The sequence below is a fragment of the Nonomuraea soli genome (assembly GCF_013761175.1).
Taxonomy (GTDB): domain Bacteria; phylum Actinomycetota; class Actinomycetes; order Streptosporangiales; family Streptosporangiaceae; genus Nonomuraea; species Nonomuraea soli.
On record NZ_JACDUR010000004.1, the window covers coordinates 25,241 to 47,325 of the forward strand.

Here is a 22,085-nt window from a genome sequence, read left to right on the forward strand (position 1 = left end):
TGGGGATGACGAATGCCGCAGATCGCGCCACTGGTGGCGGGCGATCCCAGAGAACTGGGCTCGTTCAAGCTGGCCGGGCGCATCGGCGAGGGTGGCCAGGGGGTGGTCTACCTCGGCGAGAACGGCCAGGGCGAGCGTGCGGCGATCAAGTTGCTGCACATCAAGTTCAGCGGGGACAAGTCGGCGAGATCGCGTTTCGCGAGGGAGCTGAAGGCGGCCGAGCGGGTCGCGTCGTTCTGTACGGCGCGCGTGGTCGAGGCCGACCTGGAGGGTGACACTCCGTACATCGCCAGCGAGTACATCGACGGCCGCCCGCTGCGGGAGGTCGTCGAGAGCGACGGGCCGCTGAGCGGCGCCAAGCTCGACCGCCTGGCGATCGGGACGGCGACGGCGCTGGTGGCCATCCACCACGCCTCGATCGTGCACCGCGACTTCAAGCCCGACAACGTGCTGATCGCGGCCGACGGTCCGCGCGTCGTCGACTTCGGCATCGCGCGCATCATCGACTCGACCGGCACGATCACCAGCCGGGCGATCGGCACGCCCGCCTACATGGCGCCGGAGCAGATTTCCGGCGACGACGTGGGCCCCTACACCGACGTGTTCGCCTGGGGCGCGACCATCGCGTTCGCGGCGACCGGCCAGGCCGTCTTCGAGGGCACCTCGATCGCGGTGGTGCTCAACCGCATCCTCAACCACGAGGTCGACGTCAGCGGCATCCCGCAGCCGCTGCGCGGTGCCGTGCAGGCGGCGCTGACCAAGGAGCCGGGCAAGCGGCCCACGGCCGACCAGATCCTGCTCAGGCTGCTGGGCCAGCCGGAGACCCACGGGGCCGACACGGCGGTGCTCAGCCAGGGCGCGGTCCTGGCCAGCGACGACACGGCGCCGATCCCGAGGCAGCGGCTCACGGTGGCCGAGCCGTCGCAGCCGATCCCGGTCCCGGTGCCGGTCCCGACCGTCGAGTCGGCGGGCCCCGAGGTTGCGGCACGGCAGCGCAGGAAGGGCCCGTGGATCGGCCTGGCCCTGGGCGTGGTGCTGGTGGTCGCGGCGGTGGTGGCACTGGTGATGCAGGGTGTGATTCCGCTCACCTTCAGCCAGCGGCCCACGGCCGGGCCCACCAGCCCCCCGGAGGAGAAGTTCTCCTCGCTGGCCGACAAGGTGGCCAAGACCGGGAAGATCGTGATCGGGGTCAAGGCCGACCTGCCGAACATCGCCCTGGAGGACAAGAACACCGGCGTCATCACCGGTCTCGAGGTGGAGCTGGGCAGGCGCATCGCCCTGGCGCTCAATCCCAAGGCCGACATCACCTTCAAGCCCGTCGCCCGCGCCGATCGCGCCAAGTGGCTGGCCAACGGCACGGTCGACCTGGTGATCGCCACCTACACGGTCAACGACAGCGACAAGGTCACGTTCGCGGGGCCGTACTACATGGCCCACCACGACGTCCTGGTGGCCGACGGCGCGGGGATCGCGAGCGCGGAGGACCTGGAGGGCAAGGCCATCTGCGCGCAGCCCAGCGCGGCCGTGGGCAGCCTGCAGGACGTGCTGAAGGACTACAAGATCGTCCGCGGCCTCGACTACGGCGACTGCATGAACCTGCTCAAGAGCGGCGCCGTGCACGCCGTCCCCGGCGAGGACTACCTGCTGGCCGGGTTCGCCCAGCGCGAGCCGGTGCGCTACCGGGTGCTCGGGCTGAAGATGAGCAACGAGCCGTACGGCATCGGCATCAAGCAGGGGGACGTGCGCACCTGCAAGGCCGTCAACGGCATCATCTCCGACCTGTACTCCAGCGGCCGCATGGCCAAGCTCATGCGCCAGTACTTCGGCAAGGTGCGCTTCGAGGCCGAGACCAGGCAGCCCACCGCCACCCCCTGCGATTGACGGGCGGTAACATCCACACGTCACCATCCAACTGCGAGTGAGGGGAAGGCCATGGCCACGCCCGTCAAGGTAACCGTCACCGGAGCCGCCGGCCAGATCGGCTACGCGCTGCTGTTCCGCATCGCCTCAGGGCAGCTGCTCGGCGCCGATGTGCCCGTCAAGCTGAGCCTGCTGGAGATCCCCCAGGCGGTGAAGGCGGCCGAGGGCACCGCCATGGAGCTCGACGACTGCGCGTTCCCGCTGCTGTCGGGCATCGAGATCACCGACGACCCCAACGTCGCCTTCGACGGCGCCAACGTCGCCCTGCTGGTCGGCGCGATGCCGCGCAAGGCCGGCATGGAGCGCGGCGACCTGCTCAGCGCCAACGGCGGCATCTTCAAGCCGCAGGGCCAGGCGATCAACGCCCACGCCGCCGACGACATCCGCGTCCTGGTGGTCGGCAACCCGGCCAACACCAACGCGCTCATCGCGCAGCAGAACGCGCCCGACGTGCCGGCCGACCGCTTCACCGCGATGACCCGCCTCGACCACAACCGCGCGCTGGCCCAGCTGGCCGCCAAGCTGCAGGTCCCGGTCACCGAGATCAAGAACATGACGATCTGGGGCAACCACTCCTCGACCCAGTACCCCGACCTGTTCCACGCCGAGGTCGGTGGCAAGATCGCGGCCGAGCAGGTCGACGAGGCCTGGTACAAGGAGACCTTCATCCCGACCGTCGCCAAGCGCGGCGCGGCGATCATCGAGGCCCGCGGCCTGTCCAGCGCGGCCAGCGCGGCCAACGCCGCGATCGACCACGTCTACGACTGGGTCAACGGCACCGACTGGACCTCGGTCTCGCTGCCTTCCGACGGCTCGTACGGCGTGGCAGAGGGCATCATCTCCTCCTTCCCGTGCCGTTCGGTCGGCGGGCAGTGGGAGATCATCCAGGGGCTGGAGATCAACGAGTTCTCCCGCCAGCGCATCGACGCCTCCGTCGCGGAGCTCACCGAGGAGCGCGACGCGGTCAAGGAGCTCGGCCTCATCTGACCGGCGCCCCGTTTGGGGTGTGTCGGACAACCCGTTCCCCCTGGTCACAGCGTTGAATGTGACCAGGGGGTTTTCAATGGGGCGCTTTCCGGCACAGTTGTGCGCCGGTCTTGTCGGCATGGCGGTGATCGTGGCACCCGGCGCGGTGTACGCGGGCGAATGGGGCAGCGCGGACCTTTCGGTTCAGCTCAGTTCGCATCCGGGAATCGCCCAGCCCGGCCAGCCCATCCTCTACCGCGTACGGGTGAAGAACGCCGGGCCCGGCGACGCCGTGCTCCCGGTGCTCAAGGTGACCCTGCCCCGCGACGTCGACATCGTCGGGGTGAACGTGGCGACCTGCCGTCCCGGCCGCACGGCCCACGAGGTGACCTGTCCCTCGTCGTCCGACGTGCTCGCGGGCGGCACCGGTGAGGTGCAGATCAGCGGCGTCGTCCGGCCGGGCGCGATCGGGCCGCTGCGCGCCGTCGCCTCCCTGACCTCGGAGGTCTCCGACGACAACGAGGCCGACAACACACACATGACCTTCACGCGGGTGGACGAGGGCGCCGACCTGCAGGTACGGCTGCGCTCGGCGGGCAGCCACCAGCTGTCGGCGGTGGTGCGCAACCGCGGGCCGCGTGCCGTACGCGACGCGCTGCTCTACTTCCGCACCGGGGCCAGCAGGCTCATCTCGGCGCAGGGCGCGCGGTGCCGGCCCCGCCCCGGCCACGTGTTGTGCCGCCTGCGGACCGTCGGCTCGGGCAAGCGGCTCAGGCTGCGCCTGGCCCTGGGCGGGCGGCGGCGGCCGGTGGTCGCCAGCGTCTACTCGACCGTGCTGGGCGACCGGCGGCCGGCCAACAACGTCTCGCGGGTGATGCTCAGGCCGTGACCGCGACGGTCTCGCGCGGGCGGCTGCGCTCCGCCCAGCGGGTCGCGGGCGGTACGGCACAGCCGGCCGCGACGAAGACGAGCCCGATCAGCAGCCAGCCCGGCCAGCCCCAGCCGATGATCACGGCGGTGAGCAGGGCGGGGGCGGCGACGTTGGCCGCCTGCCAGCTCATGTTGTACAGGCCCTGGTACTGCCCCAGGGCGTGGGCGGGTGCCAGCTCGTACGACAGCCCCCAGGAGCCGGCCGCCTGGAGGATCTCGCCGAAGACGTGCAGGATCGCACCCGCCGCCAGCACGGTGATCGCCAGCCACGCCGGCTGACCGGCGGCCAGCGCGAACAGGCCGCAGGCGATCAGCAGCAGGACTCCGGCCCGTCGCTGGGCGTTGGCGGAGCCGGTCAGGTCATGGGTGTTGCGGCTCAGCCGTACCTGCAGGAACGTGACCATGACCGTGTTGATCAGGCCGATCGCGGCGACCATGAGGTTGGGCGCGCCGACGTGCTTGACCCACATCGGCAGGATGACCATGAGAAGCGGCCCGTGGATGACCAGGATCGCGTTCAGCACGGCCAGCAGCGCGTAGGGGCGGTCGCGCAGCACCACCCAGGTGGGGCCGTCCTTGGGCTTGGCGACCGGCTGGACGTCCGGCACGCGCAGCGTGAGCGCGGCGGAGGCCAGGTAAGCGGCGGCGCAGCCGTACAGCATGACCAGGTAGGCGGGACGGGTGCCGACCGCCAGCGCGATCATGGCCACCAGGCCGCCGAGCGACCAGCCGACGTTGGTGACCGCGCGCAGGTAGGCGCGCACCTCGACGCGCCGTTCCGCCGGTACGGCGCCGCCGATGAGCGTGGCGCGGGCGGTGCCGTCCGCGGCCTCGGCGAAGGAGACGAGGGCGGCGACCAGGGCGAAGCCGACGAAACCGGTGACGAAGCCGTAGCAGGCGACGAGCAGGCCTCCTGCGGCGCAGAAGGCGACGTTGACCGCGCGGGGCCCGATCACGTCGCACAGGCGTCCGGCGGGCAGGCTGCCCAGCAGGCCGGCGACGCCGGCGATGGTCAGGCCGAGGCCGATCTGGGTCTCCGAGAGGCCGACCACGTTGAGGAAGTAGAGCACGCTGACCGTCAGGAACAGCCCGCGACCGGTGGATCGCAGGAGGACGGCGAGGGAGAGCGCGCGAACGGGGCCGGGTTCGGGGAGCATGCCCGGAAGATTACCGTTGAGGCGTTTTATCCCGATTGAGGGGTGCAGGTGGACTGCGGCACGCGCGCCGGAGCGGGTGCGGATGTCGCGAACACCACTCCGGCCGCTGCCAGGCTGCTGCCGACCAGGATGAGGGCGACAAAGATCAACCTCGTGACCCTTGGTGAAAAGCTCCTCACATTCGGCATCACAGCATACTTTCAGCTTTGGCGCGCTATTTCAGGGGAAGCGCCTCCCAGGCATCCCTGACGATGTCCGAAATCTCGGTTTTCTCGGGCTTCCAGCCCAACTCCTGCTGGATCTTGTCGCTCGAAGCGACCAGGGTCGCCGGGTCGCCCTCCCGGCGCGGCCCGACCTCCGTGGGGATCGCGTGACCGGTCACCTCGCGGCAGACCTCGATCACCTCCTTGACCGAGAAACCCGTGCCGTTGCCCAGGTTGTAGATGCGGTGCTCGCCCGGCGTGCAGGCCTCCAGGGCCAGCAGGTGGGCCCTGGCCAGGTCGGAGACGTGGATGTAGTCCCTGACGCAGGTGCCGTCGGCGGTCGGGTAGTCGGTGCCGAACACGTTGACCAGGGACTTCTCGCCGGTCGCGACCTTGAGCACGTTGGGGATGAGGTGCGTCTCGGTGGTGTGCCGCTCGCGAAAGCTCTGGTAGGCGCCGCCCACGTTGAAGTACCTGAGGCTCACCGCGCCCAGGCCGTACAGCCCGGCGAAGGTGGTCAGCGCGGTGTCGACCGCCAGCTTGGAGGCGCCGTAGGGGCTGGTAGGGCGGGTGGGGGCGCTCTCCAGGATGGGGGAGCCCTCGGGATTGCCGTAGACGGCCGCCGTGGAGGAGAACACGATCCTGTTCACGTCCGCGCGGCGCATCGCGTCGAGCAGGGCGAGGGTGCCGCCCAGGTTGTGCGACCAGTACAGGCCCGGCTTCTCCACCGACTCGCCCACGAGGGACTTGGCGGCGAAGTGCAGCACCGCCTCGATGCCGTCGAGCGGGGGCTCGGCGATGTCGCCCCGGACGAAGCGCGCGCCGCCGGGGACGGCGTCGGCGTGCCCGGTGGACAGGTCGTCGAGCACGGTCACCTCGTGTCCCGCTTCGAGCAACTGCGCGGCGACGACGCTGCCGATGTAGCCCGCGCCTCCGGTGACCAGAAGTCTCATGTTCACCTCTGTTGGAATAAGTTTGAATGTGTAGGTCTTCTCAGCATACGCCTCCCGAGTACGCTGGCACCGCCGTGAACGCGCTAATCGCCAACATCGCCCTCGTCCTGCTCTTCATTGTGGTGGGCGGGTACTTCGCCGCGGCCGAAATGGCCATGGTCTCCCTGCGTGAGTCTCAGGTGCGCAAACTCAGCACCCGGGGCCGACGCGGAGCCCACGTGGCCAAACTCGTCCGCGACCCCAACCGTTTCCTGTCCGCCGTGCAGATCGGCGTCACCCTGGCCACGATGCTCTCGGCCGCCTTCGGCGCCGACCGCTTCGCGGCCGTGCTCTTCCCCGTGCTCGAATCCTGGGGAGTGCCGCACGCCATCTCGCAGGTCGTCGCGCTGGTGCTCGTCACCATCGCCATCTCCTACGTCTCGCTCGTGCTGGGAGAGCTCGCGCCCAAACGCCTGGCCAGGCAACGAGCCGAAGGCTTCGCGCTGTTCGTGGCGCCGATGCTCGACCGGATCGCCTCTCTGTCGCGGCCGGTCATCTGGCTGCTGTCCAAGTCCACCGACGGTGTCGTACGGCTCCTGGGCGGCAACCCCGAGGCCGACCGCGAGAAGATGACCACCGAGGAACTCCGCGACATGGTGGTCGGGCACGCCGAACTGACCGCCGACGAGCGCAACCTCATCGCCGAGGTCTTCGCCGCAGGCAAACGGCAGCTGCGCGAGGTCATGCTGCCGCGCACCGAGGTCGAGTTCATGGAGGCCGACACCCCTCTCGCCGAAGCCGCCGTGCTGGCCGCGGCCATGCCGCACTCCCGCTTCCCCGTCTACCGCGAGTCATACGACGAGATCCTCGGATTCGTCCACGTGCGCGACCTGCTCGACCCGGTCCTGACCGGCCGCATCGAACCGATCAGCCAGCTCGTGCCCATCCGCCCCGTCAAGATGGTGCCCGCCTCCAAGAGGATCCTGTCGACCCTGTCGGAGATGCGCGGCGAAGGACACCACCTGGCCATCGTCGTCGACGAGTACGGCGGCACCGCCGGCATCGTGACCCTGGAGGACCTCGTCGAGGAGCTCGTCGGCGACATCCGCGACGAGTACGACTCCGAGGACGCCACCGTGCGCCTGCCGGGCGAGATCGAGATCGACGGGCTCACCAACCTCAACGACTTCGCCAGCGAGACCGGCATCCGCCTGCCCGACGGGCCCTACGAGACCCTCGGCGGCTTCGTCATGGCCGCGCTCGGCCACGTGCCCGACCTCGGCGAGCAGGTCGAGATCCCCGGCTTCCGCATGACCGTCACCGAACTCGACGGCCGCCGCGTGGCCCGCGTACACGTCAAGCGGCACGCCGTGATCGAGTCGCCCCCCGCCGCCGAAAGCTGACACAATTGACGGCTATGGCCAGACCTCGTGTTCTCTCCGGCATCCAGCCCACCGCGGACTCCTTCCACCTGGGCAACTACCTGGGTGCGGTCCGCCAGTGGGTCACGCTGCAGGAGACGCACGACGCGTTCTACTGCGTGGTCGACCTGCACGCGATCACCGTGCCGACCGACCCCGCCGACCTGCGCCGCCGCAGCCGCGTCGCCGCCGCGCAGCTCTTCGCCTGCGGCCTCGACCCGTCGGCCTCCACGGTCTTCGTGCAGTCGCACGTGCGCGAGCACACCGAGCTCGCCTGGATCCTCAACTGCATCACCGGGATGGGCGAAGCCGCCCGCATGACGCAGTTCAAGGACAAGTCCGCCAAGTACGGCGAGAGCTCCGCCAGCGTCGGGCTGTTCACCTACCCGATCCTGCAGGCGGCCGACATCCTGCTCTACCAGGCCAACCGGGTCCCCGTCGGCGCCGACCAGAAGCAGCACCTCGAACTGACGCGTGACCTGGCCCAGCGCTTCAACCACCGGCTCGGCGACACCTTCACGCTGCCGGAGCCGTACATCCTCAAGGAGGTCGAGAAGATCACCGACCTCCAGGACCCCACGGCCAAGATGTCGAAGTCGTCCTCCTCGCCCGCCGGCATCCTCGACGTCCTCGAGCAGCCGGGACCGCTGCGCAAGAAGGTCATGCGCGCCGTCACCGACACCGGGTCCGAGGTGCTGTTCGACGAGGAGGGCAAGCCGGGCGTCTCCAACCTGCTGCGCATCCAGTCGGCCCTGACCGGCACGCCCATCCCCGAGCTCGTCGAGCGCTACGTGGGGGCGGGCTACGGGACCTTCAAGAAGGACGTGGCGGAGGTGGTGGTCTCCACCTTCGAGCCCATCCGCGAACGCACGGAGAAGCTGCTCGCCGACGAGGCCGAGCTCGACCGGCTGCTCGCGGCCGGTGCCGCCAAGGCCCGCGCGGTGGCGCAGGAGACCATGACGCAGGTGCGTGACCGGGTGGGGTTCCTGCCCGGGGTGTGACGCCCGGCTCGTGACGGAGTTCACCGGAGGTCAGGCGCAGCTCCTCCGCTCCACCGCGCAGACCTTGACCTCCGGATGGCCCGCCGATGCCCGGTCGAGCATGGGCTGCGGCGTGCCGCGCAGGTGCAGATCGAGGAAGGCCGCCACGTAGGCACGGGTGATCTCCATCGATCGGGCGGCGGGCAGCGTGGCTCCGGTGCGCAGCCCGGCCTGCTCGCCGAGCAGGCCGGTGTCGGTGAAGGAGGCGTGTTCCGCGCCGGTGACCACCAGCCAGCGTTTCCATCCGGTCAGGTTCCGCCAGGCCGTCTCCCATGAGGCGGCCTCCCGGGTGCCGGGAGTGCGGGTGGCCTGCGCGCCGAGGAAGAGGAAGGGCTTGCCCAGCCCGCTCGGAGGCACGGGCACGATGGCCAGGCCGTCGATGTTCATTCCGGCCTTGATCCTGGCATCCTTCAGCAGGGCGGCCACCGACCCGGCGCCGCCGGCCGAGTGGCCGACCATGGCGATCCTGGAAGTGTCGATCCTGTCGTAGCCGTCCCACGCCGAGGGCAGCCGGTCGAGCACGAAGGAGACGTCGCCGGCGCGGGTGGCGCCGACCTTGTCCCAGAAGGCCTGGTCGTGCGGGTGCACCTGGCAGGCTCGGCAGGCGGCCACGCGGCCGTCGGGGAAGACCGTGGCGAGGTTCTCGTGCGTGTGGCTGATCGCCGCCACGGCATAGCCTCTGCTCGCCAGGTCCTCGGCCAGGCCGGTGAGTGAGCTGAGGGTCTTCTCGAACCCCGGGGAGAGCACGACCAGAGGCAGCTCGCCCGCCCTGCCCGCCGGCGGGGCGTCGACGCGGGCGTGGGTCCTGGTGCGCGCGAGCAGATCGGACGGGACCCCGGCGACGCCGGCGCCCTTCAGGGTGAGCTCCGACTCCTTGACGCTCATGTACGGCGCCGCCCGCCCTGCCGTCTCCGTGGCGGGGTACCACAACGAGACCATGAGCTCTCTGGTCTTCGACGCGGGATCCCATGGGTCGGGGCGTGCGGTGTCGGTGAGGTGGAGCGAGACGGTCCCGACAGGCTGCGAGCCGGTCGGTCCTGGCAGGGAGAGCGCGACGGCACGCGCCGTCCTGGGCGGCTCCGCCGGGGCGTTCGGTGAGGGGTTGCGGGACGGGCGGTCCACCGGGACGTTTCCCGTCCCTGGTGCGGGCACCGACGCGCACGAGGCGGTGATCGCCACGAGGAGCAAGCCGGCGGCGAAGGCCGTACGACGCATGATTCGCCTTTCGAAGATGGACGGCGACGACGCTAGGCGCGGGCGGTGCCCTGCCGCGTCGGCCTTCGTGTCGATATCCGGGGCCAGGTCATCCTTGCGATGTAGGCACGCCGGCCGACGCGGCCCTTATCGGACATACGGGACACTGTGCGGGTGTCTTCGTGGCTGGCTCTCCTGCGCCCCGACCGGCGTCGTCCGCGTCCGTCCCGGCGGGCGCTGGCCGCCGACGTGCTGGTGGCCCTCGTCCTGACCGTCCTGGCGGTGTCGGCTGCCCCTTCCGGCCCCGGCGGCGCTCATCGGGTGCCGCTGGCGGAGTCCTTGAGGTTGCAGCCCCTGCCCGTCCCCTCGGCGGCGGAGGCGCAGCCCGTCGTGCCCACACCGGATCCGGCGCAGGGCCCGCTCCTGCCGCTGGTGATCGCCACGGCCCTGCCGCTGGCGGCGCGGCGGCTGAGCCCGCTCGGCGTCTTCTGGGTGGTGCTGCCCGCCGCGCTGGTCATGCACGACGACGCCACCTGGATCACCGTCGCGACCTGTTCCCTGGCCGCCTACAGCGCGGTGGCGCACAGCCGGCACCAGGGTGCGGCGATCGGCGCCCTGGCGGTGGCGACGGTGCTGGCGGGCGTGGCCTTCCAGGACTCGGTCGGGCGCCTGCCCGCCTGGCTGGGGCCGTTCACCGTCCTGCTGAGCGCAGGGGTGGCGGCCGGCTCCGTCCGCCTGTGGCGTCGGCGGTCGGAGGAGGCGAGCCGTGCGCAGGAGCGGGCCATGAGCCGGGCGGTGGAGCGGGAACGCTCCCGGATCGCGCGTGAGCTGCACGACGTCGTCACCCACAACGTGAACGTGATGGTGATCCAGGCCGGAGCCGCGCGCAAGGTGATGGACGCCGCGCCAGAACGCTCGAAACAGGCCATGATGGCGGTCGAGGCGAGCGGCCGGGCGGCGATGGCCGAACTGCGGCACGTCATGGGCCTGCTGGCCGGTCCTGGCGAGCCCGGGCGAACCCCCGCCGACGGGCTGGAGCCGCAGCCGGGGCTGGACCAGCTCGATTCGCTGATCGAGCGGGTGCGCGCGGCAGGAGTGACCGTGAGCGCGGAGGTGGCCGCCCCGCCCGAGCCGCTGCCGCCCGGGGTGGAACTGGCCGCCTACCGGGTGGTGCAGGAGGCGCTGACCAACGTCATGAAGCACGCCGACGGCGCGAGGGCGTCGGTCACGATCCGCTACCACGAGGACGGCATGGAGATCGAGATCAGCGACAGCGGCGGTAAGCACGCGGCCCGAGCGGCGGCCGGGCAGGGCCGAGGGCTGGCCGGGCTGCGGGAACGGCTGGCGATCTACGGCGGCGCCCTGCGGGCGGGGCCGGAGGGCGACGGCTACCTGGTGCGAGCCCATCTGCCGTGGGGCAGATCGTGAGCCGGCCGCTGCGGGTGGTCATCGCCGACGACCAGGCGCTGGTGCGCAGCGGGTTCGCGATGATCCTCACCGCCGACGGCATCGAGGTGGCCGCCGAGGCGGCCAACGGCGCGCAAGCCGTCGCAGCAGTACGGCGGAGCGCGCCCGACGTGGTCCTGATGGACATCCGCATGCCCGACATGGACGGCATCGAGGCCACCAGGCGCATCATCACGGGCGGCTCCGGCGACACGCGCGTCCTCATCCTGACCACCTACGACCTCGACCAGTACGTCTACGCGGCGCTGACCGCCGGAGCCAGCGGCTTCCTGCTCAAGGACGTCACCCCGGAACAGCTGGTGGCCTCGGTCCGGCTCGTGCGCACGGGCGACGCCCTGCTCGCCCCGGCCATCACCCGCCGCCTGGTCGAACGCTTCACCCTGCGCGACGGGCCGGTCCACCGTGACCTGTCCGGCCTGACCTCCCGCGAACTGGAGGTGCTGAGCCTGATGGCCACCGGACTGAGCAACGCAGAGCTGGCCGACCGGCTGGTCCTCAGCCAGGCCACGGTGAAGACTCATGTCGCGCGCATCCTGGCCAAGCTGGATCTTCGCGACCGGGTGCAGGCGGTGGTGCTCGCCTACGAGGTCGGGCTGGTCACCCCGGGCCCCTCCAGGAGTACAGGCGCCTGATCTACTGTGATCCGCATGTTCGTCGTCCTGGTCAACGGCCTGCCGGGCGCGGGGAAGAGCACCCTTGCCGTGCGCCTCGCCCATGAGCTCGGCCTCCCGCTCCTCAGCAAGGATCGTGTCAAGGAGGCTCTGGCCCACACCCTGGAAGCGCCCCAGGAGATGTGCCCCCGCGCCTGGAGCCGGCGGCTGGGGGCCGCGGCGGGGGAGACGTTGTGGGCCGTGCTGGCCGATTCGGCGCGCGGGGCGGTGCTGGAGAGTTTCTGGCGTCCCGGTCTTCGCCAGGTGGCGGTGGAAGGCCTGCGGCGGGCGCACGCTGGCGCCGTGCACGAGGTGTGGTGCGAGGTACCGGTCGCGCTGGCGCGCGCGAGGTACGAGGCGCGCGAGCCGTACCGGCACGCGGTGCACCACGGCGCTCTCGGCGGCGACGACGACTGGCGGCGGATCGCCGAGGAGGCCGGGCCGCTGCGGTTGCGGTGCACCCACGTGGTGGACACCGGGCGTGAGGTCGATGCGGCGGAGCTGGCCGCCGGAGTGCGCGGCTGCCTTGTCGGTGGGCTCGGTTAGGTTCCCGGGCATGAACGAGCCCGGCTTCCTGAGCGCCACACGCGACTCCTACGACGCCGTCGCCGCCGACTACGCCGAGAAATTCCGCGACGAGCTGGCCGCGACGCCGATCGAGCGAGGGCTGCTGGCCGCGTTCGCCGAGGAGGCCGTGGGGGCGGTGCTCGACGTGGGGGCGGGGCCGGGGGGCGTGACCGCCTACCTTCACGGGCTGGGCGCCGACGTCTCGGGGCTCGACCTGTCGCCGCGGATGGTCGAGCTCGCGAGGCGGGCCCATCCGGGGGTGCGCTTCGAGGTGGGGTCGATGACCGCCATCGCTCGCGGTGACCGGTCGCTGGGCGGACTCGTCGCCTGGTATTCGATCATTCATGTGCCCGACGAGCGGCTGCCCGAGGTGTTCGCGGAGTTTCGCCGGGTGCTGGCGCCCGGCGGGCGGGTGGCGCTCGCGTTCCAGGTGGGTGACACCACCCGGCACCTCACCGAGGCGTTCGGGCGTGACATCTCGCTGAGCACCCGGCTGCGGCCGGTGGAGCGGGTGGCGGGCCTGCTGGACGCGGCAGGGCTGCCGGTCGACGTGCGGATGGTGCGGTCGCCGGAGGGGGTGGCGCCCCGGGCGTGTCTGATGGGGCGCCGGGTGGAGTAGACGGCCGTTCACCAGGGCGGCGGCCCGCCCCGGCAGGGCACGTCACTCCCCGGCCGCCGCGCGCCCGCGAGTCAGCACCTCCAGGACCGGGCGGGCCGCTGCCGCCGGGTCGTCGCCGACGAAGGACGGCAGGGCGCCGGTCAGCCACAGGTTGGCGAACCCGTGCGCGGTCGACCACGCGGCGATCGCCCCCGCCCAGTCGCCCTCGACGTTCCCCGGCAGCGAACGGGATCCGGACACGAGAATCTCCCCTGCTCGGCCACGGGCACGCACCACCGAGGCGTCGTCGGTGTCGTACAGCTCCGGGCTCCACATGACCTCGAAGTAGGCGCGACGCTCGACGGCGAAGCGCACGTACGCGACTCCGACGTCGAGGAAGTCGTCACCGGCGGCGCCGAGGGCGTCGGCGAACAGCTCGAACCCCTCGGCGGCGACGGCCGTCAGCAGTCCGGCCTTGTCGCCGAAGTGGTGGGCGGGCGCGGCGTGCGAGACGCCCGCGCGTCTGGCCAGCTCGCGCAGGCTCCAGGTGGCGGTGCCGGTATCGCCGATCGCCTCGACGGCGGCGTCGATGATGGTTCGCCGCAGGTTCCCGTGGTGGTACGACATCGTGCTCCCATCTTGTCATTGACAAGTTTAGCGCATCGTGGCATCTTGTCAGTGACAAGATTGGAGTTGGTTCCCATGGCCCCCCTCGTTTCCCTCATCGGTGGATTCATCGTCCTGCGCCTGATCGGCCTGGCCGGGGTGGAAGCACTCGACGGCTGGCAGCCGGCGTTGCGCGGCGGGCTGGCGTTGATGTTCACGGTCACCGCCAGCGCCCACTTCGTGCCCGGCATGCGACGCGACCTCATCGCCATGGTGCCGCCCTCGTTGCCCAACCCCGGACTGCTGGTGACCGTCACCGGCGTGCTGGAGCTGGCCGGTGCCGTCGGGCTGCTGATCGAGCGCACGGCCACCGCGGCCGGCATCGCGCTGGCCCTGCTGCTGGTCGCGATGTTCCCCGCCAACGTCTCGGCCGCCCGCAGGCAGATCACCATGCTCGGCAAGCCGGCGACACCGATCGTGCGCAGATCCCTCGAGCAGGTCCTCTACCTCGCCGCCGCCGTCGCGGCCTCCCTCTGAAAGGACACACCATGCCCACCATCCCGTGGATCAAGACCGGTGACCACGACGGCGAGGCCGTCGTCATGGCCTCCCGCCTGGAGGTCACCTCGCTCCGTGACGTCCCCCGCTTCTTCCTGAAGTCGATCTCCGTCTGGCGCCAGGCGCTGCGCTCCCCGGGCGCCCTGGGCGTCTCACTGCGCGCCGACCTGACCAAGCGCACCTTCTGGACCGTCTCCGCCTGGACCGACAAGAAGGCCGTCTACGCCTACGCCGCCGCGGAGCCCCACAAGACGACGATGAGAAAGCTGCGCGGTGTGATGAAGGAGTCGACCTTCGTCTTCTGGCAGGCCGACGCGAGCACGCTCCCGATCGACTGGACCGAGATCGAGTGCCGGATCACGACCGAACGCGACGCAGAGCTGTCCAGGTGAGCACGGTCGCCACCAGCCCTCCTGTGCCCGCCACGACGAACGCCACAGGCGGCGAGGTGATCTCCAGCAGCGCCCCGCCGCCCAGGTACGACAGCGCCGCGGCCACGCCGATGGCGCCGTAGAGGGTGCCGAAGACCCTGCCGAGCAGCTCCGCGGGAACCTCCCGCTGGATGAGCGTGTTGGAGGCGACGTCCATGGCCGCGATCCCGAGCCCGCGAACGACCTGCACGGCCATCGCCGCCCACACCGCCCACGCGAAGCCGGTGGCCAGGTTGCCGGCACTGCTGACGGCGAATCCGAGCAGCAGCAGCGTCACCATCGACAGCCGGACCGTCCTGGTCAGCAGCAGGTATCCGGCGAACAGCCCGATCCCCACCCCGGCCAGCAGCAGTCCGGCGGCCGCCTCGCCCGCGTCGAAGGTCTCGGTGGCCAGGAACACCAGCGCCACGTCGTCGATGCCGTTGAACAGCACCACCGAGAAGAAGCCGAGGCCGACCGCCCGCACCAGGCGCGTCGTGAAGATGTAGCGCAGCCCCTCGCGCGTGTCGCCGAGCAGGGAGCCGCCAGGCTCCGGGGCCGAAGGTGAGGCGGGCATGCGCAGGAGCAGCACGGCGGAGACGGCGAAGGTGGCGGCGTCGACCAGCAGCACGCCCCTGATGTCGGAGACGGCCAGCAGGGCCGCCGCGGCGATCGGCCCGAGGGCCTCGCCGCCGTTGGTGCCCAGCCCGAGCAGGGTGTTGGCACGCGCCAGCCTGGCATCGGGGACCAGCTCCGGCACGACCGAGCGGGAGGCGGCCTGGAACAGCTGCCCGGCGATCGCCCGCAGCCCGACGAGCACGAGCAGCACGGGAAGCGGCGGCAGCCAGATCGCGATCGCCGCGACCAGCAGGCCCTGGACCACCTCGCACCCCACCATGACGCGCCGCCTGCCGTACCGGTCGGCGATCGCGCCGGTCAGCGGACCCAGCAGGGCGGGCGCGAAGTCGCCGACGAGCAGCAGCAGCGCGACCGCCAGGGCGCGGCCGGTGGAGTCCGCGACGTGGACCATCAGCGCCACCAGGCTCAGCGAGTCGCCGGTGAAGGAGATCGTCCGGGCTGTCCACAACCGCCAGTAGGAAGCCGTCAGCGAGGGCACGGCGCCGATCATAGGTTGACCATCCACCGGGTGGCACGTGGGTTTTCGTCGGGCAGCCCTACAGCGTGGGGGTGTATGAGACCAATCTGGCGATCGCCCTGATCATGGCGCCGTTCTTCATCGTGCTCGGCGCGCTGCCGTTCGTCTCGCGGCAGTACGCCAGGTTCGGCAGGGTCGGGCTGTGGTCGGGGCTGGTGGCGGCCGCGCTGGTGCTCTACGCGTGCGCGGTGGTGGCCTTCACGCTGTTCCCGCTGCCCGAAATCGATGACCCTGCGCAGTTCTGCCGCGCGCACGCCGCGCTCGCCCACCCCCAGCTGCGCCCGCTGGCCTCCCTGGACGACATCGTGTACGGCGCCGACCGCGAACAGGCCTTCCTGCAGGTCTTCTTCAACTTCGTGCTCTTCGCCCCGCTCGGCTTCTTCCTGAAGTACCGCTACGGCCGCGGGCTGACGCACAGCGTCGTGGTGGGCCTGGCTCTCTCGCTGACCGTCGAGTTCACCCAGCTGACGGGGAACTGGGGCCTGTACCCCTGCCCCTACCGGCTCTTCGACGTGGACGACCTGATCACCAACACGGCGGGCACCGCGATCGGCTGGCTGCTGGCCGTACCGCTGATGAAGGTCCTGCCGTCGGCGTGGCCGCGGCCGCGCGCCGACCTGCGGCCTCCCGGTCTGGTACGGCGGGGCCTGGGCGACCTGCTCGACTTCGCCGTCTGGTGGCTGGCGGCCGCGGCGGCCTCGATCGTGCTGGCCGTGTTCGAGATCGACTCCGAGCTCGCCGGCGACGCGATGCTCTACTTCATCGGCTTCATGTGCCTGCTCGGTCTCCCGCTGATGCGGAGGGACCGGTCCGGACCCGGCCGGGCCTCGCTGCACCTGGCCCTCGCCGAAACGGGCAGGGCGGGGCCGGCGAGCAGGATGCGGGTGTTCGTCAGGTTCCTGGTGTTCCCGCTGCCTTTCGTGGTGCTCTTCGCACTGGAGGAACCTCTGTGGATCGGGGGGCTGGCAGTGGCACACTTGATCGTCGCACTGACCGGCCGCAGTATCGCCGGGCGCCTGAGCGGTACATCCACGGTGACGAGGGCAGTGGTGATGGGGCGATGAAGCTGATCGAGCGGGCCAACTCGGCCAAGGAGCGGGGCAGGCGCCTCGTCGACCACTGGCGGGTGCGACGACACTGGATCGACCACCTGATCAGGACCGTCCAGCGTTACCAGCTGCTGTTCGGCGACCGCCTGGCCGGGGCGGTGACGTATTTCGCGTTCCTGTCGTTCTTCCCGCTGATCGTGCTGGCCTTCTCGATCTTCGGCTTCGTCCTGGCCGACAACGCCGAACTGAAGGCGGAACTGAACAAGGCGATCGCCGACCAGTTGCCGGGCGTGGCCGACAAGCTCGACCTGCAGGCGATCGCCGACTCCAGGGCGAGCGCCGGGATCATCGCCCTGATCGGTCTGGCCTATGCCGGGCTGGGTGCGGTCGACGCGCTGCGCGGGTCGCTGCGCGAGATGTACATGACCACCACGCCGCCGCTCAACTTCTTCCTCGGCAAGCTGCGTGACGTGGCCTCGCTGCTCATGGTCGGCGCCACGCTGCTGGCCTCGGCGCTCGTCACGGGGTTCGCCACGACGGCCACCAGGACCGTCGCGGGGTGGCTCGGGCTCCAGGACGTCAGCACCGTCTGGTTCACCGGCACGCTGGCCTCGCTGCTGGCCGACTGGCTGATGTTCGTGATCGTGCTCGGCTGGGTGGCCAGGCCCGTGCAGCCCTTCAAGGTCATCGCCCGTGGCGCGCTGCTCGGCGCGATCGGCTTCGGGATCCTCAAGCAGCTGGCCTCGCTGCTGCTCGGGCACACGCTGGGCAACCCGATCTACGGCACGTTCGCGGTGATGGTCGGCCTGCTGGTGTGGATCAACTTCTCGGCCCGGCTGGTGCTCTACGTGGCGGCGTGGACGGCCACGGCGGGCATGAACCCGCCGCCCTCGCCGACCCCGCCGCCAGGCAACGGCGACTCACACCCGTGAGCGGCGCCTGCGCCGCAGGCCGTAGCCCAGCCAGACCAGGCCGAACAGCAGCCCGGCGCCGATGACCGCCAGGCCGGCCGTACGGCTGGTGCCGTCCTGGCCGTCGGCCACCGCGTCGGTGAGCGGCTGCGCCCGAGCGGGCACCGACGCCGATGGGGTGGCGCTCGGCGCGGAGGCCTGGGCGATTGCGGGGTCGGGCAGCGGGTCGACCAGCTGTCCCACCGGGGCGACCTTGCCGCTGGCGGCGAAGCCCCAGTCGAGCAGGTCGGCCACCTCCTCCCAGAAGTACCCCTCGTGCCGCATGACGGCCACGATGATGGTCTTGTCGCCCCTGGTCGCGGCGCCGACGAAGCTGCCCAGGGCCTTGGAGGTCCAGCCGTTCTTGACCCCGATCATGCCCTTGTAGCGCCACAGCAGCTTGTTGTGGTTGGCGATCTCGTACCACTTCTTGGGCGCGGGGAACTTGGCGACCTTGGTGGTGATGTATTCGCGGAAGGACGGGTTCCGCAGCCCCGCCCTGGCGATGAGCGCCAGGTCGTAGGCGGAGCTGCTCTGCCCCTTCTTGTCGAGGCCGCTGGGCGTCTTGGCCACGGTGTCGAACGCCTGCAGCCGCCGCGCCTCGGCGTTCATGTCGGCGAGAGTCCGATCGAGGCCGCCGTTGGTCTCGGCCAGCGCCATCGCGGCGTCGTTGCCCGACGACATCATCAACGCCCTGAACAGGTCGGAGACCTTGTAGGTGGTCTTGACCGACAGGCCCACGGCCGAGCCCTCCTGGTTGACCGCGTTGGCGCTCGGCCTGACCTTGAGGTCGGGATCGAGCTTGGGGATCAGGGTGAGCGCGGTCAGCGCCTTGAGGGTGCTGGCCGGAAGGTAGCGCCCGTGGGCGTCCTTGGCGGCCAGCACCTGTCCCGTGCCCGCGTCGGCCACGACGAAGGAGGTGGCCTTCGTCTTGGGCGGCGCCTTGATGCCCTCGGGCCGGACGATCCCCTTGTTGCCCAGCAGGTCGCCGCCGACCGGGGGAGTCTGGGCGAGTGCGGGCGCCTGCCACGCGACAACGCCCACAAGTGCCGCGGACACCACAAATCTCTTCGCCATAGCGCTCTCAGCGTAGCCGCCCATGTGGCGACAGTTCCCCGAAGATCAACCCGCGATACTCGAGGGATGATGATGTCACGAAAGGTCGCCGCATTCCTGATCGGGCTGGCCGCATTCATGATCTTCGAATGGATCAGCCTTGGGTTTAACCTGGCCGACGATCACCCCACCGCCTTCTACGTGGTCCACGGCATCCTGATCGGGGTCAACCTGGTGCTCGCGGCCGTCCTGGGGATCATCGGGTTGCGGGGCATAGGACGCGGCGCGTGAGCGCGTGCAGCTCGTCGGCTTCCTCCCTGGAGTTACCGATCGTGGTGAAGCCGAGCTTGCCGTACTCCGGGATGGCGCCCATCAGGTGCAGCACGTTGCCGGTACGGCGGGCGTGGTCGAAGCCGAGCCCCGCCGCCTCGACGGCACGGATGGCGTCGGCGGGCGTGCGTCCCTTCATGCAGGTCGTGTAGCAGTTGTCGGTGGCGGTGTAGTACTTCGGCTGGTCTCCCGCCATGAGCAGCCCCGAGGCCGGGTCGTAGGTGGCGCCCGTGGTCAGCAGGGTCGCGCCGAAGGGGTGCGTCGTGCCGCCGATGCGCAGGTTGATCTCGCACAGCAGGGCCGCGTAGCCGGCGTCGGTCTTCATCGCGAAGAAGTCCATGCCGAAGATGCCCACCACGCCGTGCCCCGCCAGCGTCTTGGCGATCCTGGAGGCCGAGCGGGTGACGTGCTCGCGGTACTCCGGGCGGGCGGGGAAGGTGCAGCCCTGGTAGACGTGGCCGTCGAGCACCTGGTCGTGGGTGGCGACCACGTCGTAGTGGCCTCCGGGGGTGATGCGCGCCAGCGCGCTGGGGTAGAACAGCGGCCGGTGCTCGATGAACTCCTCGACCACGCCTCCGCGTTCGGCGAACTTGGCCATGAAGCTCTGCCAGGTCTCGCCGTCGGCCGAGAAGTCGATGGCGTTCCAGTCGTCCTTGGGCAGGATGGCGTTGCCCAGGCCGGAGTAGCCGTCGTTGAGCTTGACGATCACGCGTTCGCCGGGAAGGGAGTCGACGGCGTCCTCGATCTCCGCCACGGTTCGCAGGTCGCCGAAGCCTCGTGCCATGGGCACGCCCGCCTGCCTGCCGATGTCGCGCGAGCCGCTCTTCGAGCCGAAGTAGGCCAGCTCCATCGCCGGTCCGTAGATGGGGATGCCCAGGTAGTCGGCGAGCCGTACCTCCATGTCGCTCATCACGAAGGGCACCAGCCACGCGTCCTGTCCGGCGAGCATCTCGCGCATGCGCTCCACCATCTCGCGTCGTCGCAGGATGGTGCGGGTGAGGGGCTGCGAGTCGGGTTCGTCCAGGCTGATCATGGTCAACCGCTCGCGGGCGTCATCCGGGTCGGGCAGGAAGCCGAAGTAGTAGTCGACGATGGCCGGGTCAACGGGCGCGGACGACAGGTAGATCACCTTGACGCCGGGTTCCTTGAGGGTCAGTAAGAGGAACAACAACCGTTCCTCGTAGCACCTGGCCCCCGTGATCCTGCGGAGTTCGTCCTGCGGCAGCGAGAGAGAGGGCACGACCACCAGGGTCCCCTCCCTCGGTTCGAAGATGCTCAGATGTGCATGCTTCGCCTCGAACGGGATATTGGTGATCATATAGCGAGTGAAACACGCATTCTTCTCAAATGCATGCCTCGATGGAGTGTGATGAACAGCACCGGAGGTGACAGGATTCGGGGCCAAGCTCAAGTTTGAAAGTAAGCACTTCGGGTGATGATCTAATGATCCCTTGTGACTATTTCGTGGGTCGCGCATCGTGACGACCTGCGGTTTCGGTCGTGCCCGAGGTCAACTTTTGGTGTAGTTGTCCACGTCGAGGGCAGGCGGAGCGTTAAAGTTGGTGTCATCGTTATCGGGGTCCCACCCTTCAGCCTCTCTGACGATCTCGGCACCGACACCAGCGGGTGCGATCATCGGACATTCCTCGCGTCGCCTGGCGGCGCTTTTCTCAGTTCGGGACGGTGAACAAATGCAGGGACGTGAGCTGCGGGGGGAACTCGACGCGTTCCTGGCGGAGACCGAGCGGGAGCTCAAGGCATTCCGCCGTGACCTGCACATGCACCCGGAGCTCGCCTTCGCGGAGTACCGCACCACCAAGCTCATCGCCGAGCGGCTGACGGCGGCCGGTTTGTTCCCGTCGATCCTTCCCCGGGGCACCGGCCTCATCTGCGAGGTCGGCAGCGGCGACGGTCCCCTCATCGCGCTGCGCGCCGACATCGACGCGCTCCCGCTCCAGGACGAGAAGGACGCTGCTTACCGCTCCACCGTCCCCGGCGCCTGCCACGCGTGCGGCCACGACGTCCACACCACGATCCTGCTCGGCACCGCGCTCTTCCTGGCCCAGCAGGCCGACGCGGGGCTTCTGCCCGGCCGGGTCCGGCTGATCTTCCAGCCCGCCGAGGAACTGCCAGGCGGCGCCCTCGAGGTGATGGCCCACGGCGGCATCACCGGCGTCGACCGCATCTTCGGCCTCCACTGCGACCCTCGCGTCGACGTCGGCCAGGTCGGGCTCAAGACCGGCCCGATCACCTCCGCCTGCGACAAGCTCGCCATCAGGGTCAGCGGGCCCGGCGGCCACACCGCCCGCCCGCACCTGACCGCCGACCTCGTCTTCGCCCTGGCCAAGATCCTCACCGAGCTGCCCGCCGCGCTGTCGCGCCGCGTCGACCCGCGCTCGTCGTTGTCGCTGGTGTGGGGGCGCGTCGAGGCCGGCACCGCCGCCAACGCCATCCCCGACGAGGGTGTGGCCGAGGGCACCGTGCGCTGCCTCGACGAGAACGCCTGGCACAGCGCCCCCGACCTGATCAAGGCCCTGCTGGAGTCCGTCGCCGCGCCCTACGGCATCGAGGCGACGATGGAGTACACCCGCGGCGTGCCGCCCGTCGTCAACGACGACGCCTGCGTGCAGATGTTCGCCGAGGCCGCGGCCAGGGCGCTGGGCGACGGCTCCGTCGTGCCGACCCAGCAGTCGCTCGGCGGCGAGGACTTCGCGTGGTACCTGGAGTCGATCCCCGGCGCCTTCGCCCGGCTCGGCACCCGCTCGCCGGAGACCGGGGTGACCTACGACATCCACCAGGGCACCTTCGACGTCGACGAGCGGGCCATCGGGATCGGCGTGCGGCTCATGACCAACACCGCGCTGACCGCCCTGTTCGGTCAGGTGACCGAGCCGGGGAGCGTGCCCCTGGCCCAGCACGCCTGAG

At 70.4% G+C, this 22,085-nt stretch carries 22 protein-coding genes; 15 read left to right on the forward strand and 7 right to left on the reverse strand.

The window, feature by feature from the left end:
* Positions 1–12 precede the first annotated feature (12 nt).
* From HNR30_RS18590 to HNR30_RS18600, 3 genes are all read left to right on the forward strand, one after another.
* Positions 13–1,881 carry a serine/threonine-protein kinase gene (locus HNR30_RS18590; protein WP_181611185.1) on the forward strand — a complete coding sequence of 623 codons (1,869 nt, stop codon included), beginning with the start codon at positions 13–15 and terminating at the stop codon, positions 1,879–1,881.
* A 51-nt stretch (positions 1,882–1,932) separates the two neighbouring features.
* Positions 1,933–2,907 (forward strand): malate dehydrogenase, encoded by a 975-nt coding sequence (locus HNR30_RS18595; RefSeq protein WP_181611186.1) that lies wholly within the window; start codon positions 1,933–1,935, stop codon positions 2,905–2,907.
* A gap of 118 nt (positions 2,908–3,025) precedes the next feature.
* Positions 3,026–3,775 (forward strand): CARDB domain-containing protein, encoded by a 750-nt coding sequence (locus HNR30_RS18600; protein WP_181611187.1) that lies wholly within the window; start codon positions 3,026–3,028, stop codon positions 3,773–3,775.
* Here the strand turns inward: HNR30_RS18600 and HNR30_RS18605 are convergent.
* On the reverse strand, positions 3,765–4,973 hold the full coding sequence (locus HNR30_RS18605; RefSeq protein WP_181611188.1) for an MFS transporter: 1,209 nt from the start codon (positions 4,971–4,973) through the stop codon (positions 3,765–3,767). The two genes, HNR30_RS18600 and HNR30_RS18605, sit on opposite strands and share 11 nt — an antisense overlap.
* 214 nt (positions 4,974–5,187) lie before the next feature.
* Positions 5,188–6,129, reverse strand: coding sequence for a UDP-glucose 4-epimerase GalE (galE, locus tag HNR30_RS18610; RefSeq protein ID WP_181611189.1), 942 nt, complete (start codon positions 6,127–6,129; stop codon positions 5,188–5,190).
* 74 nt (positions 6,130–6,203) lie between these two features.
* Here galE and HNR30_RS18615 point away from each other — a divergent pair, with 74 nt between their 5' ends.
* Together HNR30_RS18615 and trpS are read left to right on the forward strand one after the other, a co-directional pair.
* Positions 6,204–7,511, forward strand: coding sequence for a hemolysin family protein (locus tag HNR30_RS18615; protein WP_312894488.1), 1,308 nt, complete (start codon positions 6,204–6,206; stop codon positions 7,509–7,511).
* Positions 7,512–7,525: 14 nt separating this feature from the next.
* A complete protein-coding gene (gene trpS / locus HNR30_RS18620; protein WP_181611191.1) occupies positions 7,526–8,530 on the forward strand; it encodes a tryptophan--tRNA ligase in 1,005 nt (334 codons plus the stop codon).
* Between the two features lie 30 nt (positions 8,531–8,560).
* On the opposite strand, the gene HNR30_RS18625 is transcribed toward trpS, so the two are convergent.
* Positions 8,561–9,784, reverse strand: a complete 1,224-nt coding sequence (locus HNR30_RS18625; RefSeq protein WP_181611192.1) for an alpha/beta hydrolase family protein — start codon at positions 9,782–9,784, stop codon at positions 8,561–8,563.
* A 153-nt stretch (positions 9,785–9,937) separates the two neighbouring features.
* Here HNR30_RS18625 and HNR30_RS50175 point away from each other — a divergent pair, with 153 nt between their 5' ends.
* Genes HNR30_RS50175 through HNR30_RS18645 form a run of 4 tightly spaced genes read left to right on the forward strand, consistent with a single transcriptional unit; the run spans position 9,938 to position 13,066 of the window.
* Positions 9,938–11,191, forward strand: a complete 1,254-nt coding sequence (locus HNR30_RS50175; protein WP_312894489.1) for a sensor histidine kinase — start codon at positions 9,938–9,940, stop codon at positions 11,189–11,191.
* Complete coding sequence (locus HNR30_RS18635) at positions 11,185–11,862, forward strand: response regulator (protein ID WP_376771755.1); 678 nt, start codon at positions 11,185–11,187, stop codon at positions 11,860–11,862. Before HNR30_RS50175 ends, HNR30_RS18635 begins: the two co-directional genes overlap by 7 nt.
* 15 nt (positions 11,863–11,877) lie before the next feature.
* Positions 11,878–12,426 carry a P-loop nucleotide/nucleoside kinase family protein gene (locus HNR30_RS18640; RefSeq protein WP_181611194.1) on the forward strand — a complete coding sequence of 183 codons (549 nt, stop codon included), beginning with the start codon at positions 11,878–11,880 and terminating at the stop codon, positions 12,424–12,426.
* A gap of 10 nt (positions 12,427–12,436) precedes the next feature.
* The gene (locus tag HNR30_RS18645) at positions 12,437–13,066 is read left to right on the forward strand and encodes a class I SAM-dependent DNA methyltransferase (RefSeq protein WP_181611195.1); all 630 of its coding nucleotides are present in this window, start codon (positions 12,437–12,439) and stop codon (positions 13,064–13,066) included.
* A 42-nt stretch (positions 13,067–13,108) separates the two neighbouring features.
* Here the strand turns inward: HNR30_RS18645 and HNR30_RS18650 are convergent, their stop codons facing one another.
* Positions 13,109–13,672 (reverse strand): TetR/AcrR family transcriptional regulator, encoded by a 564-nt coding sequence (locus HNR30_RS18650; RefSeq protein WP_181611196.1) that lies wholly within the window; start codon positions 13,670–13,672, stop codon positions 13,109–13,111.
* 75 nt (positions 13,673–13,747) lie between these two features.
* Between HNR30_RS18650 and HNR30_RS18655 the strand changes: the two genes are divergently transcribed.
* Both HNR30_RS18655 and HNR30_RS18660 read left to right on the forward strand, forming a co-directional pair.
* Positions 13,748–14,188: a DoxX family protein gene (locus HNR30_RS18655; RefSeq protein ID WP_181611197.1), complete on the forward strand. Its 441-nt coding sequence runs from the start codon at positions 13,748–13,750 to the stop codon at positions 14,186–14,188.
* An 11-nt stretch (positions 14,189–14,199) separates the two neighbouring features.
* Positions 14,200–14,601: a DUF3291 domain-containing protein gene (locus HNR30_RS18660; protein ID WP_181611198.1), complete on the forward strand. Its 402-nt coding sequence runs from the start codon at positions 14,200–14,202 to the stop codon at positions 14,599–14,601.
* Here the strand turns inward: HNR30_RS18660 and HNR30_RS18665 are convergent.
* Positions 14,567–15,736, reverse strand: coding sequence for an MFS transporter (locus HNR30_RS18665; protein WP_220133770.1), 1,170 nt, complete (start codon positions 15,734–15,736; stop codon positions 14,567–14,569). The genes HNR30_RS18660 and HNR30_RS18665 overlap by 35 nt on opposite strands.
* 71 nt (positions 15,737–15,807) lie before the next feature.
* Between HNR30_RS18665 and HNR30_RS18670 the strand changes: the two genes are divergently transcribed.
* Positions 15,808–16,839, forward strand: coding sequence for a VanZ family protein (locus HNR30_RS18670; RefSeq protein WP_181611200.1), 1,032 nt, complete (start codon positions 15,808–15,810; stop codon positions 16,837–16,839).
* On the forward strand, positions 16,836–17,756 hold the full coding sequence (locus HNR30_RS18675) for a YihY/virulence factor BrkB family protein (protein WP_181611201.1): 921 nt from the start codon (positions 16,836–16,838) through the stop codon (positions 17,754–17,756). Before HNR30_RS18670 ends, HNR30_RS18675 begins: the two co-directional genes overlap by 4 nt.
* Here the strand turns inward: HNR30_RS18675 and HNR30_RS18680 are convergent.
* A complete protein-coding gene (locus HNR30_RS18680; RefSeq protein ID WP_312894490.1) occupies positions 17,745–18,833 on the reverse strand; it encodes a D-alanyl-D-alanine carboxypeptidase family protein in 1,089 nt (362 codons plus the stop codon). The genes HNR30_RS18675 and HNR30_RS18680 overlap by 12 nt on opposite strands.
* A gap of 84 nt (positions 18,834–18,917) precedes the next feature.
* Between HNR30_RS18680 and HNR30_RS18685 the strand changes: the two genes are divergently transcribed.
* A complete protein-coding gene (locus HNR30_RS18685) occupies positions 18,918–19,121 on the forward strand; it encodes an SCO4848 family membrane protein (RefSeq protein WP_181611203.1) in 204 nt (67 codons plus the stop codon).
* Here the strand turns inward: HNR30_RS18685 and HNR30_RS18690 are convergent.
* Positions 19,087–20,478: a peptide ligase PGM1-related protein gene (locus HNR30_RS18690; protein ID WP_181611204.1), complete on the reverse strand. Its 1,392-nt coding sequence runs from the start codon at positions 20,476–20,478 to the stop codon at positions 19,087–19,089. The two genes, HNR30_RS18685 and HNR30_RS18690, sit on opposite strands and share 35 nt — an antisense overlap.
* Positions 20,479–20,851: 373 nt before the next feature.
* On the opposite strand from HNR30_RS18690, the gene HNR30_RS18695 reads away from it, so the two are divergent.
* Positions 20,852–22,084: a M20 family metallopeptidase gene (locus HNR30_RS18695; protein WP_181611205.1), complete on the forward strand. Its 1,233-nt coding sequence runs from the start codon at positions 20,852–20,854 to the stop codon at positions 22,082–22,084.
* The last annotated feature ends 1 nt before the right edge of the window (position 22,085 follow it).

Excerpts from the sequence above, each read along its gene's own strand:
- HNR30_RS18640 (WP_181611194.1), top strand. The coding sequence starts at position 11,878 with ATGTTCGTCGTCCTGGTCAACGGCCTGCCGGGCGCGGGGAAGAGCACC.
- HNR30_RS18645 (WP_181611195.1), top strand. The coding sequence starts at position 12,437 with ATGAACGAGCCCGGCTTCCTGAGCGCCACACGCGACTCCTACGACGCC.
- HNR30_RS18650 (WP_181611196.1), bottom strand. The coding sequence starts at position 13,672 with ATGTCGTACCACCACGGGAACCTGCGGCGAACCATCATCGACGCCGCC.
- HNR30_RS18625 (WP_181611192.1), bottom strand. The coding sequence starts at position 9,784 with ATGCGTCGTACGGCCTTCGCCGCCGGCTTGCTCCTCGTGGCGATCACC.
- HNR30_RS18675 (WP_181611201.1), top strand. The coding sequence starts at position 16,836 with ATGAAGCTGATCGAGCGGGCCAACTCGGCCAAGGAGCGGGGCAGGCGC.
- HNR30_RS18605 (WP_181611188.1), bottom strand. The coding sequence starts at position 4,973 with ATGCTCCCCGAACCCGGCCCCGTTCGCGCGCTCTCCCTCGCCGTCCTC.
- HNR30_RS18690 (WP_181611204.1), bottom strand. The coding sequence starts at position 20,478 with ATGATCACCAATATCCCGTTCGAGGCGAAGCATGCACATCTGAGCATC.
- HNR30_RS18655 (WP_181611197.1), top strand. The coding sequence starts at position 13,748 with ATGGCCCCCCTCGTTTCCCTCATCGGTGGATTCATCGTCCTGCGCCTG.
- galE (WP_181611189.1), bottom strand. The coding sequence starts at position 6,129 with ATGAGACTTCTGGTCACCGGAGGCGCGGGCTACATCGGCAGCGTCGTC.
- HNR30_RS18590 (WP_181611185.1), top strand. The coding sequence starts at position 13 with ATGCCGCAGATCGCGCCACTGGTGGCGGGCGATCCCAGAGAACTGGGC.
- HNR30_RS18595 (WP_181611186.1), top strand. The coding sequence starts at position 1,933 with ATGGCCACGCCCGTCAAGGTAACCGTCACCGGAGCCGCCGGCCAGATC.
- HNR30_RS18695 (WP_181611205.1), top strand. The coding sequence starts at position 20,852 with ATGCAGGGACGTGAGCTGCGGGGGGAACTCGACGCGTTCCTGGCGGAG.
- HNR30_RS18685 (WP_181611203.1), top strand. The coding sequence starts at position 18,918 with ATGATGATGTCACGAAAGGTCGCCGCATTCCTGATCGGGCTGGCCGCA.
- HNR30_RS18660 (WP_181611198.1), top strand. The coding sequence starts at position 14,200 with ATGCCCACCATCCCGTGGATCAAGACCGGTGACCACGACGGCGAGGCC.
- HNR30_RS18600 (WP_181611187.1), top strand. The coding sequence starts at position 3,026 with ATGGCGGTGATCGTGGCACCCGGCGCGGTGTACGCGGGCGAATGGGGC.
- trpS (WP_181611191.1), top strand. The coding sequence starts at position 7,526 with ATGGCCAGACCTCGTGTTCTCTCCGGCATCCAGCCCACCGCGGACTCC.